Annotated in this window: 12 protein-coding genes; 8 read left to right on the forward strand and 4 right to left on the reverse strand. The window is 66.3% G+C overall.

The genetic code is table 11. The features are described 5' to 3' along the window. The first annotated feature begins 101 nt into the window (after positions 1-101). The 4 genes from OG326_RS03745 to OG326_RS03760 all read left to right on the forward strand — a co-directional run bounded on the left by OG326_RS03745 (position 102) and on the right by OG326_RS03760 (position 4,920). The gene (locus OG326_RS03745; protein ID WP_327143226.1) at positions 102-1,349 is read left to right on the forward strand and encodes a Mur ligase family protein; all 1,248 of its coding nucleotides are present in this window, start codon (positions 102-104) and stop codon (positions 1,347-1,349) included. Then, the gene (locus OG326_RS03750; protein WP_327143227.1) at positions 1,346-2,056 is read left to right on the forward strand and encodes a type 1 glutamine amidotransferase; all 711 of its coding nucleotides are present in this window, start codon (positions 1,346-1,348) and stop codon (positions 2,054-2,056) included. The genes OG326_RS03745 and OG326_RS03750 overlap by 4 nt, the downstream gene beginning before the upstream one ends. Positions 2,057-2,402: 346 nt before the next feature. After that, a complete protein-coding gene (locus OG326_RS03755) occupies positions 2,403-4,031 on the forward strand; it encodes a GMC oxidoreductase (RefSeq protein WP_327143228.1) in 1,629 nt (542 codons plus the stop codon). A 106-nt stretch (positions 4,032-4,137) separates the two neighbouring features. Beyond that, positions 4,138-4,920: an ion transporter gene (locus OG326_RS03760; RefSeq protein WP_327143229.1), complete on the forward strand. Its 783-nt coding sequence runs from the start codon at positions 4,138-4,140 to the stop codon at positions 4,918-4,920. A gap of 39 nt (positions 4,921-4,959) precedes the next feature. On the opposite strand, the gene OG326_RS03765 is transcribed toward OG326_RS03760, so the two are convergent. From OG326_RS03765 to OG326_RS03775, 3 genes are all read right to left on the reverse strand, one after another. Further along, positions 4,960-6,165 (reverse strand): low temperature requirement protein A, encoded by a 1,206-nt coding sequence (locus OG326_RS03765; RefSeq protein WP_327146358.1) that lies wholly within the window; start codon positions 6,163-6,165, stop codon positions 4,960-4,962. 140 nt (positions 6,166-6,305) lie between these two features. Continuing rightward, entirely contained in the window at positions 6,306-6,866 is a 561-nt protein-coding gene (locus tag OG326_RS03770) for an SRPBCC family protein (protein WP_327143230.1), read from the reverse strand. Positions 6,867-7,260: 394 nt separating this feature from the next. Beyond that, positions 7,261-7,722 (reverse strand): MarR family winged helix-turn-helix transcriptional regulator, encoded by a 462-nt coding sequence (locus tag OG326_RS03775; RefSeq protein ID WP_327143231.1) that lies wholly within the window; start codon positions 7,720-7,722, stop codon positions 7,261-7,263. Between the two features lie 71 nt (positions 7,723-7,793). On the opposite strand from OG326_RS03775, the gene OG326_RS03780 reads away from it, so the two are divergent. From OG326_RS03780 to OG326_RS03790, 3 genes are all read left to right on the forward strand, one after another. Then, positions 7,794-8,252 (forward strand): SgcJ/EcaC family oxidoreductase, encoded by a 459-nt coding sequence (locus OG326_RS03780; protein ID WP_327143232.1) that lies wholly within the window; start codon positions 7,794-7,796, stop codon positions 8,250-8,252. A 109-nt stretch (positions 8,253-8,361) separates the two neighbouring features. Continuing rightward, positions 8,362-9,627, forward strand: coding sequence for an aspartate kinase (locus tag OG326_RS03785; protein WP_327143233.1), 1,266 nt, complete (start codon positions 8,362-8,364; stop codon positions 9,625-9,627). 3 nt (positions 9,628-9,630) lie between these two features. Continuing rightward, complete coding sequence (locus OG326_RS03790) at positions 9,631-10,665, forward strand: aspartate-semialdehyde dehydrogenase (protein ID WP_297620926.1); 1,035 nt, start codon at positions 9,631-9,633, stop codon at positions 10,663-10,665. Positions 10,666-10,732: 67 nt separating this feature from the next. Here OG326_RS03790 and OG326_RS03795 read toward each other — a convergent pair whose 3' ends face one another. Next, on the reverse strand, positions 10,733-10,954 hold the full coding sequence (locus OG326_RS03795) for a hypothetical protein (protein ID WP_327143234.1): 222 nt from the start codon (positions 10,952-10,954) through the stop codon (positions 10,733-10,735). Positions 10,955-11,188: 234 nt separating this feature from the next. On the opposite strand from OG326_RS03795, the gene OG326_RS03800 reads away from it, so the two are divergent. Then, complete coding sequence (locus OG326_RS03800; protein ID WP_327143235.1) at positions 11,189-12,427, forward strand: helix-turn-helix domain-containing protein; 1,239 nt, start codon at positions 11,189-11,191, stop codon at positions 12,425-12,427. The last annotated feature ends 7 nt before the right edge of the window (positions 12,428-12,434 follow it).

Consider the following 12,434-nt stretch of genomic DNA (forward strand, 5'->3'; position numbering starts at 1 on the left):
GCGCCGACGGTGACGCGGCGGAACCCCGGTGCGGCGCAGCTCACGCCGAATCCGGCGATACCGCCTGCGCAGCAACCGGGTCGCACCAATAAACTCGCGGCGTGGCAGACATCTCGGTACGCGGCAAGCTGGCGTTGCGGGCAGCAACGGCGGCCTCATGGGCTTCGCAGCAGGCCGGGCGCGGTAAGGGATCGATGATCGGCGGCCTGATCGCGCTGAAGATCGACCCGACGATCATGACCCAGCTGGGTCGTGGCCGCCGCACGGTGCTGGTGACCGGCACCAATGGCAAGTCCACCACCACGCGCATGACCACCGCCGCGCTGCAGACGCTCGGCGCGGTCGCGACGCAGGCCGACGGCGCGAATATGGATGCCGGAATCGTGGCCGCGCTCACCGCGAATCGCACCGCGGCGCTGGCGGCGATCGAGGTGGACGAACTGCATCTGCCGCATGTGGCCGATGCGCTGGATCCGGCCGTCGTGGTGCTGCTCAATCTTTCCCGGGACCAGCTGGACCGGGTCGGCGAGATCAATATGATCGAACGCCGCCTGCGCGCCGGTATGGCCCGGCATCCGGACACCGTGCTCATCGCCAACTGCGACGACGTGCTGGTGACCTCGATCGCCTACGACCATCCCAATGTGGTGTGGGTGTCGGCGGGCAGCGGCTGGTCGGTGGACGCCACCAGTTGCCCGCGCAGTGGCGAGCCCATCATGTGGGAGGGCGCGCACTGGTACAGCACCGGAACCGATTTCCAGCGCCCGGAGCCGCAGTGGACGGTGGACGAGCACACGCTGCACGGGCCCGATGGGCTGGAATTGCCGCTCGCCCTTGCCCTTCCGGGCCGCGCCAATCGTGGCAACGCCGCCCAGGCGGTGGCCGCGGCCGTGGCGATGGGTGCTGACGCCGCCGCGGCGGCGAAGGCCACCGGGACCGTCGACGAGATCGCGGGCCGCTATCGCACCGTCGAGGTCGACGGGCGTACCGCGCGCCTGCTGCTGGCCAAGAATCCGGCCGGCTGGCAGGAGGCGCTGTCCATGATCGACCCTGCCGCAACGGGTTTGGTGATCGCCGTGAACGGCCAGGTGCCCGACGGCGAGGATCTGTCCTGGCTCTGGGATGTGCGCTTCGAGCACTTCGAGGGCACCCAGGTGGTCGCGGCGGGCGAGCGCGCGACCGATCTGGCGGTGCGCCTGACCTACGCCGGGGTGGAGCACACCACGGTCGCGGATCCCTTGCGCGCCATCGCATCCTGTCCGCCGGGGCAGGTGGAAGTACTCGCCAATTACACGGCATTCCGTGACCTGAACCGCGATCTCGAAGTGAAGGCGAAGGCCCGCGCATGAGTGAATCGACCGTACGCATCGGCCTGGTGCTGCCGGATGTCATGGGCACCTACGGCGACGGCGGCAATGCGCTGGTGCTGCGCCAGCGCCTGCGCATGCGCGGCCACGACGCCGAGATCGTCGAAATCACCCTGGCCGACCCGGTTCCCGATTCGCTGGACGTCTACACCCTCGGGGGTGCGGAGGATTCCGCGCAGCGCCTGGCCACCCGTCACCTGCAGAAGTACCCCGGCATGCAGCAGGCCGCCCAGCGCGGTGCGCCGATCCTCGCCATCTGCGCCGCCATCCAGGTGCTGGGTCACTGGTACGAAACCTCCTCGGGTGAGCGGGTGGACGGCGTCGGCCTCTTCGACGTCACCACCTCCCCCCAGGACAAGCGCGCCATCGGCGAGGTGGCCACCCACCCCCTGCTCCCCGGCCTGACCCAACCTCTCACCGGCTTCGAAAACCACCGCGGCGGAACCAAACTCGGCGGCGACGCCACCGCCCTGGCCCGCGTCACCAAGGGCGTCGGCAACGGCGTAGGCGACGGCTCGGAGGGCGTAGTCCAGGGCTCCGTCCTCGGCACCTACATGCACGGCCCCGCCCTGGCCCGCAACCCCGAACTCGCCGACTACCTCCTGGCCCGCGCCCTCGGCGTCGATTCCCTTCCCCCCCTTGCCCTCCCGGAAGTAGACCAACTCCGCCGCGAGCGCCTCCGCGCCTGACCCGCCCGGTCCATCCCGACCGAACAGACCGTCTCCGAACAGCGCAGCTTGTATGCGCGCTGTGCGGTCGGGACGCGCGCTGTGTGGTCGCGACGGAACAGTTCATCTTGACGGAACAGCTTGTGTCTGAACTGCGCAGATCGTGTCTGAACTGCGCAGATCGCTTGTGCGCTGTGCCGTTCAGGCACGGGCTGCGTCGTTTCTGACGGCGGTTGCCTAGCACGGTTCCCTCGCGACACATAGCAGACACGCATGACCGGTCGGTCTGGTGTTGCCGAATGTGTTGTTGTCAAGGCGACCGGCCGGTAGTGTCGCGCGCGGCCTACTTGATGAGGGAGGTGGCCGCTTGCGCAGGCGCGCCGTGTTGAAAGCTGCCGGATTGGCCGCTTTGCTGGCGGGCGCGGGATCGGGTGCCGCTGTGCGCGGCGCCGGTGTCGCGTCGGCGAATCCGTTGTGGAACGCGCTGTTTCAGGCGTGGGTGCCCGAGATCTTCGCACCGCTACCGGATCCGCCGGAGCACTCCGAGGCCATTGTCATCGGGTCCGGATTCGGGGCGGCCGTGACGGCGCTGCGACTGGCCGAGGCCGGGGTGCAGAACACGGTGCTGGAGCGCGGCTCGCGGTGGCCGAACGATCCCTGGCGGGAGATCTTCACCGGCGACGATCTGCCGGACGGGCGCGGCTTCTGGCATCGCACCAGCTTCACCGGCGTCACCAAGGTGCCCATGCCTTTCAGCGATTTCGGCGGCGTCCTGGATGTCACCGAATTCGCCGGCATCGACGTGTGGCGCGGCGCGGCGGTCGGCGGCGGGTCGATCGTCTTCACCGGTGCGATGGTGGCCCCGCCGAAGCATCTGTTCGACTCGGTATTCGGCGGCATCGTCGACTACGACGAACTCGACCGCGTCTACTACCCGCGCGTGCGGGACATGCTGCGACTGAGCACCATGCCGCCCGATATCTACAATTCGGTGCCGTTCACGCACTCCCGGGTGTGGGATCAGCAGGTCCGGGCCGCGGGTTATGAACCGCAGGCCAATGATTCGATCTTCAACTGGGATGTGCTGCGCGCCGAACTGGCGGGCAACTCGCGTTCGTCGGCAACGGCCGCACGCAGCAATCTCGGCAATTCCAATGGCGCGAAGTTCGATCTGAACCAGAACTATCTGCGCTACGCCGAGGGCACCGGACGCTCGGCGATCTTCCCCGGGCACCGGGTGGACTCCATCGCGCAGGACGCCAATGGCAAGTACGTGGTGTCGGTGACCAAACTGGCGCCCGCCGGCCAGGTGCTCGCCACCCGCACCCTCACCTGTGACCGCCTGTTCCTGGGCGCGGGCTCGGTCGGCACCTCCGAACTGCTGGTGCGGGCCCAGGCCACCGGCGCGCTGCCGCAGCTGAACGAGCATATCGGCGACGGCTGGGGCACCAATGGCGATGTGGTGCTCGCCCGCGCCGAGAGTTCACTGGCCGGTGTCGGCAGCGGTGTGCCCAGCGCCAGCCGCATCGCCGACGAATCCGGTATGCCGCTGACCCTCGAAAACTGGTATGTGCCGGGCATTCCGGTGGATACCGGCGCGATCGCCTCGCTCGGTATCGCGCTGGATCCGACCCGCGCCCGCTTCGGCTTCGACGCCGCCCGCAATGCGGTCGGCCTGTCCTGGCCGCGCGGCGCGCAGAACGCGGTGGTCGACGCCTGCCGCGCGGTCGATCATCGGATTGCCGAGCGTGCCGGTTCGATCGTCGATTACACCCCGATCGGCTACGACGCCAATGCGGCCTTCACCGCCCACCCCCTCGGCGGCGCGGTGCTCGGGCAGGCGACCGATGCGAACGGGCGGGTGATCGGCCATCCGGGTCTCTATGTCATGGACGGCGCGGGTATCCCCGGCAGCACAGGTACGGTGAACCCGTCGCTCACGATCACCGCACTCGCCGAACGCAATATCGAGGCCATCATCCGAGCGGGCCGATAGCTGGAGCATCGGCTGCGGTGTTGCCGGACAACACCGCAGCGCTCGCGGGTGGTCCGGCCGGGGCCAATTACGCTGGCGGAGGCCATTCGATGAGGAAGGGGTCCGCGTGATCGAGGTCAGTGAACCGGAGGCGGGGGAATTCCCACACAAGCCGCCCGCCCTGTGGACGGATCTCTTCATGCTCGCCCTGGCGGTGGTGTCGGTCGCGCTGGTCACCTGGGTGACGTTCTTCCCGGTGGCCGATGACACCTACCGGACGATCCGGTACGTCGACTACAGCATCTGCGCGGTCTTCGCGATCGAGTTCCTCTGGCGCTGGCGGCACGAGGGCTGGAGTTGGACGTTCCCGTTCATCTACTGGTACGAGGTCCTGGGCATGATCCCGGTGACCAGCCCGTTCTTCCGCGGCTTCCGTTTGCTGCGGGTGGTGGCGATCGCGGTCCGGCTGGCCCGGGTGGCCGATCGCGCCTTCGGTGACCGGGTCACGGCGGCGGTGGTGAACCGGTTCGTCGGCACCATCGTCGATATCGTCAAGCGCCCTGTCACCATTGCCGTCCTGGACGAGGTCGGCGATGTGCTGCGCACCGGCCACTACACCCAGAACATCGCGAATGCGCTGGAGGAGAACCGGACCGAGATCAACCAGATGATGCTGGATCTCATTCAGCGCGATCCCCAGCTGGGCCGGGTGCGGTACTTCCCGTTCCACGAGGAGATCATTCACGGCATCACCGATGCCAGCTTCCGCATCATTCTGCAGGTGCTCGCCGATCCCCGGACCGACGAATTGGTAGCTGATGCGTTGCGGGAGAACGTGAATCAGATGCGCGCCGCGGTACACGCCGGAGTGCGGGTGCCGGAGTCGGTGAACAACCGGCTCCCGCAGTGACTCTCAGTACTCGGACGATTCGCCGTATCGACGGGAGGCTCAGCCTCCGTGCCTGATGCGCTCCCGCTTCTGCGCATACGCCACTACTTCCCAGAGTATTAGCACGAGCAAAACCGCGCACAGCATCCCCAGCGATCCCAGCGCCGGCAGTGCGGTCGCGGGCCAGATGAGCGCCAGCAGCGCCACGGCCGCCACCAGACGCGGTATGAGGACTTTGTGTGTCGCGGAGTACCGGAAACCCACCAGAGCGATCAGATAGGCCACCACGCCGCCGTAGAGGGCGTACAGCGGTATGCCGTACAGCGCATCGCTCAGTGAATGTCCCTGCGCCCCGCCCACATAGCCGAGCACCTTCTTCAAACCGAGGGACATGGCGACGATCCCGGCGATCATCGGAAAGTGCCAGTAGGTGTAGCAACCGCGCGCGATCTGCACCCGCCGCTCCCCGGTGGCGTGCTCGAGCGCATGCTCCACCACGAGCGACGCCACATCGAAGTACGCCCACCACAGCAGTCCCGAAACGGCCAGCCCCAGCATCGATCCCAGCGTGATCGCCCAGGAGATGGGCAGTCCGGCCACGCCCACGCCGATGGAGACGATGGATTCGCCCAGCGCGATAATGATGATCAGCCCGTACCGCTCGGCGAAATGCTTGGCGGAGTTGAGCCGCCACTCGTTGCCGGAGAACGCCGTCCACAGCATGTCCCAGGCGAGCGCGCCCAGCCACAGTCCGATCTGCGCGCCGCCGTTGTAGTGCGCGCCGAGCAGCAGCAGCGCACCGCCGACGGTGAGAGATCCACTCGCCCAGCGCACCACCTGTCCGCGCAATTGCTCGTCCTCGGCGCTGGCCAGCCAGAACACCCACAGGTGGATCAGCCGCGCCACCAGATAGGCGATGACGAAGACCAGCGGTCCGTACCAGCCGCCCGGAAGATCGTGGAAGGCTTCGGGAATGGTGAGCGCGATCAGGAACGACGCGCCCATGGCCACGAACATGGCGACCCGGGCAATGCCCTCATCGGCCTTGACCACATTGCCGAGCCACGAGTAGCCGATCCACATCCACCACAGCAGCATGAGAATGACCAGGGCCCGCAGCAGATTCACCGCGGTGGTCTCATGGGCGGCGAGATCGGTGACCATGGTGAAGGCGAAGACGATCACCAGGTCGAAGAACAATTCGAGTTGAGTGACCGAGCCGTCCTCGGCCACGGTGGTCATTCGGGATCGTTGCGCACCGGGCATGGCGGACATATTGCAGGGTCCGGGGCTCGAAAGACAGTGTCAGCGACGCGTGTTCGCGCTCGGCATGATCACAACCGCTGCGACGTCGGCATCAAGGTCACGTGACACGAAGCTCGGTGCCGGCGGTCCGAAGCCCGGAGTCAGGCGGTCCCGAAGCCCGGTTCGAAGCTGCCGCCGTAGTGCAGGGGCGGCGTGTAGGGCGCGGGCTCGTAGCCGGCCTGCTCGGCGTAGGGCTGTTCGTCGGCTTCGGCGAGTCCCTCGATGCCGGTGACCGTTTCGACGAAGGCGATGAAGTTCTCGATGGTGGCCTCGCCCTCGCGGCGCGCGCTGCGCTTGAGCAGCATGCCCGGCGCGGGAATCGGCAGGTAGACCTCGGTGTGGTACCAGATCTCGGTATAGCCGTCCTCGGTCACGGCGAGGTCGAACCAGCCCTGGCCGCCGGCCCCGGCACTGCTCTCGGACACCTTCCAGGCGACCCGGTCCTCGGTGCAGGTGTACTCCACGACCTGCCGGTCGGGCCGTCCCATCAGATTCGCCGAGACGTACACCTTCTTCGGGCGGCCCAGGGTGTCACGGGTGGCGACGCGGACGTCCTGATGTGCGGGGGACCAGTCGGGGAGTTGCTCGACCATGAGCAACGCCTCCATCACTTGATCGGGATCGATATCGATGATGAAGCGGTGATCAGTCTTAGTGCGCATACCTACCCTCCAGCTTGGGCACCGATTGTGACCAGCGTCGCTCGCGGAGTCAACTGTGTCGCATACCGATCGGTCCTGTCCGCTCGGCCGTATTTGCGAATTTCACTGGCGGGCAACGTAATCGGAACGTACTCGTGAGTAAGTTCCGCTTCACCATTTAGTGACGGCTGTCACATGCTGATTCGCTCCTCGGGAATCGCGCGTTCGACCGCCATGCGGCGCTCTGCTCCGCGGTGAAAATGCCGGGCAGTGTGAGCCGTTCGGCGATCGGGCGATCGAGCGCGAGATAGCGGCTTCCGGTCGCGGTTCCAGCTGTGCGAGATAGCCGGTGCGGAAGCTGGTGATGCGCTCGGCCGTGTCACTCATCGGTTCGGCGATGATCTCGCGGGTGCGCTCAGGCGTTTTCCCGCAGGATTGCGGTGACGTGCAGCGACGTCTCGTGCAGCCGGTTGAAGATATCGAGCAGCAGGTGCAGTTGCTCCTCGGTGTAGTCGGCCGTGATCTTGCCGAATTCGCGCGCCAAAACCTCGTAGTGCGGGGCGATTTCGTCGATGCGGTCCTGGATCGCGGTGATGATCACCCGCCGCCGGTCCTGCTCATCGTGTTCCCGGCGCACGTAGCCGGCTTTCAATAGCCGGTCGATCATCCGGGTGATCGCGCCCGTGGTGAGCCCGGTGCGCTGTGCGAGTTCGCCCGCGGTGGCCGCGCCGCCCATTCGCAGCAGATTGAGGCAGCGCAGATCGGTCACGTGCAGGCCGAGGCGATCGGCCATGGCTCCGTGCAGCATGACCGCATCGGTGGCGCTGCGCTGGGCGGCGAGGGTGAGGTCGGCCGCCAACTCCTGGTTTTTCGTCATCGCTTGACAGCATAGTCTTACCCGAGCATTATCTTACTCAATCAACTACTGATTGATTCAGGGGATATGCCATGACTACCACGCAGCGCACCGACGAATCCGCCATCCGGGACCTGTTCGACAGCACCATCAGCGCCTGGGCGGCCGGTGACGCGCAGGCGTACGCCGCCGCCTTCGCGCCCGATGCCGACTATGTGACCTGGTTCGGTCAGCACCTGAAGGGCCGCGAAGCCATCGAGGCCTCGCATGCGCCACTGTTTGCCAAATACATGAAGGGGACGCGCACCGACGGCGAGATCACGTCGCTGCGCTTCGTCACCCCGGAGGTGGCCGTGGTGCACGGCAGGGGCGCGGTCGTGAAGGGCAGGCGCCGCCGCAATCGCTTCAATACCAAGGTCAACGTCTACGTCGTGGTGCGGACCGACGGCGAATGGTCGTTCGCCGCCTTCCACAACACGAAATACAGCTGGTTGTTCAATACCCTTATCGCCGGGCACGATTCGGCCCCGGCGCAGGCCGGGGCGGCTTAGCTGGCGGGCTGCTGGACGCCGCAGCCGGGAGGTGGCCGGAAATCTCGTGGCCCGGGTCGGTAATGTTGTGGGTCGATAGCAGCATTGTCGATCTTGGAGGATTTCCGTAGTGGCTCTCGTCGTACAGAAGTACGGAGGATCCTCGGTCGCCACCGCCGAGCGCATCCGTCGCGTCGCCGAGCGCATTGTCGAGACCAAGAAGCAGGGCCACGACGTGGTCGTGGTCTGCTCGGCCATGGGTGACACCACCGATGAGCTGATGGATCTGGCACAGCAGGTTTCCCCCGCGCCGCCCGCGCGTGAAATGGACATGCTGCTCACCTCGGGTGAGCGCATCTCCAATTCGCTGGTGGCCATGGCCATTCACTCGCTCGGCGCGGAGGCCCGCTCGTTCACCGGTTCGCAGGCCGGCGTGATCACGACCGGCAGGCACGGAAACGCGAAGATCATCGATGTGGCTCCGGGGAGAGTGCAGAATGCGCTCGCCGAGGGCACCATCGTGCTGGTCGCGGGTTTCCAGGGTGTCAGTCAGGACAGTAAGGACGTCACCACGCTGGGCAGGGGCGGCTCCGATACCACCGCCGTCGCACTGGCCGCGGCCCTGAACGCCGATGTCTGCGAGATCTACACCGATGTGGACGGCGTCTTCAGCGCCGATCCGCGCATCGTCGCGGACGCGCAGAAGCTCGACACCATCTGCTACGAGGAAATGCTCGAGCTGGCCGCCTGTGGCGCCAAAGTTCTGATGCTGCGCTGCGTCGAGTACGCGCGCCGCTACAACGTGCCGGTCCATGTGCGCTCGTCGTACACGGACAAAGAGGGCACCATGATTTCCGGATCGATGGAGGACATCCCGTTGGAGCAGGCAATTCTCACGGGCGTCGCGCACGACCGCAGCGAAGCCAAGGTGACCGTCGTCGGCATTCCGGACGAGCCGGGCTACGCCGCCAAGGTCTTCCGAGCCGTTGCCGATGCCGAGATCAATATCGACATGGTGCTGCAGAACGTCTCGAAGGTGGAGACGGGCAAGACCGACATCACCTTCACCCTGCCCAAGCTGGACGGTCCGCGCGCCGTGGAGCTGCTCAGCAAGCAGCAGGGCGATATCGGTTTCTCCCGGGTGGTCTACGACGATCACGTCGGCAAGGTGTCGCTGGTCGGCGCGGGCATGAAGTCGCACCCGGGCGTCACGGCCACCTTCTGTGAGGCCCTGGCCGAGGCGCGCATCAATATCGATCTCATCTCCACCTCGGAGATCCGAATCTCGGTGCTGGTCAAGGACAATGACCTGGACGAGGCCGTGCAGGTGCTGCACCGGGCCTTCGATCTGGGCGGGTCCGAGGTGGCAGTCGTACACGGCGGAACGGGGCGCTAGATCATGGGTGTGCGTGTAGGTGTTGTCGGCGCGACCGGGCAGGTCGGCGCCGTCATGCGAAAGCTGCTGGAAGAGCGCAACTTCCCGGCCGACGAGGTGCGATTCTTCGCGTCCGCGCGTTCGGCCGGTAAGAAGCTGCCGTTCCGCGGCGGCGAGATCGTGGTCGAGGACACCGAGACCGCCGATCCGACCGGGCTGGATATCGCGCTGTTCTCGGCCGGCGCCACCATGTCCCGGGTGCAGGCGCCGCGCTTCGCCGCCGCCGGAGTCACCGTCATCGACAATTCGTCGGCCTGGCGCAAGGACCCCGAGGTGCCGCTGGTGGTCTCCGAGGTGAACCCGGAGGCGACCCGCAACCTGATCAAGGGCATTATCGCCAACCCGAACTGCACCACCATGGCCGCCATGCCGGTGCTCAAGGTGCTGCACGACGAGGCCGGTCTGCGCCGCCTCATCGTCTCCAGCTACCAGGCCGTCTCCGGCAGCGGCCTGGCCGGTGTCGAGGAGCTGGTCTCCCAGCTGCGCGCGGTGATCGGCGATGCCGAGAAGCTGGTGCACGACGGTTCCGCCGTCGAGTTCCCGGCTCCGGTCAAATACGTTGCCCCCATTGCCTTCGACGTGATCCCGCTCGCGGGCGCGCTGGTCGACGACGGCTCCGAGGAGACCGACGAGGATCAGAAGCTGCGCAATGAGTCGCGCAAGATTCTGGGTCTGCCCGATCTGCTGGTGAGCGGCACCTGCGTGCGCGTTCCGGTGCTTACCGGCCACTCGCTCTCCATCAATGCCGAATTCGATCGGCCGATTTCGGTGGAGACCGCCAAGAAGCTGCTGTCGCATGCTCCCGGCGTACAGCTGGTGGATGTCCCGACCCCCCTCGCGGCCGCCGGTATCGACGATTCCCTCGTCGGCCGGATCCGCCAGGATCCGGGCGTTCCGGACGGCCGGGGTCTGGCGCTGTTCATCTCGGGCGACAACCTCCGCAAGGGCGCCGCCCTCAATACGATTCAGATCGCCGAGGTTCTGCTCGCCGATCGCTGAGTAGCCCCACAGCACATCGGGCCGTTCGATCCACTCGGATCGGGCGGCCCGATTTTTTCTGTCATTTTCAGTCTTCCCAGAGTTCGGCACAGGGGAGTGGCCGAAGTTCGCATACTGCGGAACCATCGATCGTGACCGTTGCGCTATCGACAGTCACTTCAATGCCATGCGGGCGCAGATGTGCCGCGAGCCGCTCGGCAATTGCGCTCCCGGCGCGATAGTCGAGCACCATGCCGCCCGGAAAGCGCAGGCGCACATGAACTTCGCGCGTTTCGGGTGCGACGGTCATGGGGCACCTTCTGTCGTCGGATTTGGTGCGACGTCTCACTGATCAACGTTAAACACAGAAAAATTGCGGTGCAATAAGAAAAATACATGTTCCATACTGTGCGCCGTAAGCTCGCCCGGTCTGGAATCCTTGTCCGCAGATCGCATCGGGAAGGAGAAGGGCATGGTAGGCATCGGCGAAACAAGCGGGCGGTGACGACCGGGAAAGCCGATCAGGCAGAAGGAGTTTGACCCGGTGGCCGAAAGTACCCTAGGGGCACGGGTAGCGGAGTTGCGCCGGCGGCGGGGACTATCGCAGAAAGAACTGGGCGCCGCCATCAGGCGTTCGGAAAGTTGGGTGTCACAGGTCGAACGGGATGTACTACCGGTCGAAAGACTATCGGTACTCCAGCGACTTGCGGACGTCCTCGGCGTCGCAGTGCGAGACCTGAGACCCGAGGCGGCCGAACCCATGGCCGCCGACCGCGGTGACGGACATCGTGCCGGATCCGCCGTTTTCGACAAACTGCGATTATTGCTCACCGGGCATCCCGCCTTGGAGCAACTACTCGGTGACGAGGCCGATCGCGAGTCGGCCGATGAGTTACCGGCACTACAGGAACGAGTGGATCTGGCCTGGCAGCTGGCGCACGAGTCACGGCTCGTGGAGGTCGGCAGCAGTCTGCTGGAATTGATTCCGGATCTCGAACACGCGGCGCGGAGCACCTCCGTGAAGCGGCCGGAGGTGCTGACACTGCTGTCACGCGCCTATCAGGTGGCCGCCACCGCATTTACCCGGCAGGAGGAGGTCGACGCGGCCTGGGTCGCGGCGGACAGAGCGCTGACGGCGGCCGAGGAATCCGGTGACGCGCTCAGCGTGGTGGCCGGAACCTACCGCATGGCACAGGCTTTCCTGCGCCTGCAACGGCTTGAACAGGCGCAGCAGGCGGCTCGCGTGTCGGTGACGGCACTCGCGCCACAGGTCCTCGACGACGACCTGGTGCGTCCGGAAGTGTTGTCGCTCTACGGTTCTCTCCAGCTCATGCTGGCGGTGATCGCGGCGACGGACGGTAATCGGACGGCGGCTCGCACCGGTCTGGCCGCGGCGCGCAGAGCCGCGGAGCGACTGGGCGAGGGCCGCAATGATTTCGACACCGAATTCGGTCCGACCAGTGTGGCCGTGCATGCGGTCGCGGTGGCGGTCGAATTGGGTGATGCCGGTGAGGCTCTCGATACCGCGGGCACCGTGGACGCCTCGGTGCTCTCACCGGAAAGACAGGCTCGCTTCCTGGTCGACGTGGCCCGCGCGCACGCGCAGCGCCGCCAGGCATCGGAAGCGCTGCAGGCACTGCTCAACGCCGAGCGACTGGCTCCGGAGCTGGTGCATCACGATCATCGGTCCCGGGAGGTGGTGCGGGATCTACTGCAGTTCGCCGGCCGTCGACCGGCCGATGAACTGCGCGAGCTCGCGGCCCGCGCAGCCGTGACGCCGTGAGCCGGTG

Source organism: Nocardia sp. NBC_01327, from assembly GCF_035958815.1.
Lineage (GTDB): Bacteria > Actinomycetota > Actinomycetes > Mycobacteriales > Mycobacteriaceae > Nocardia.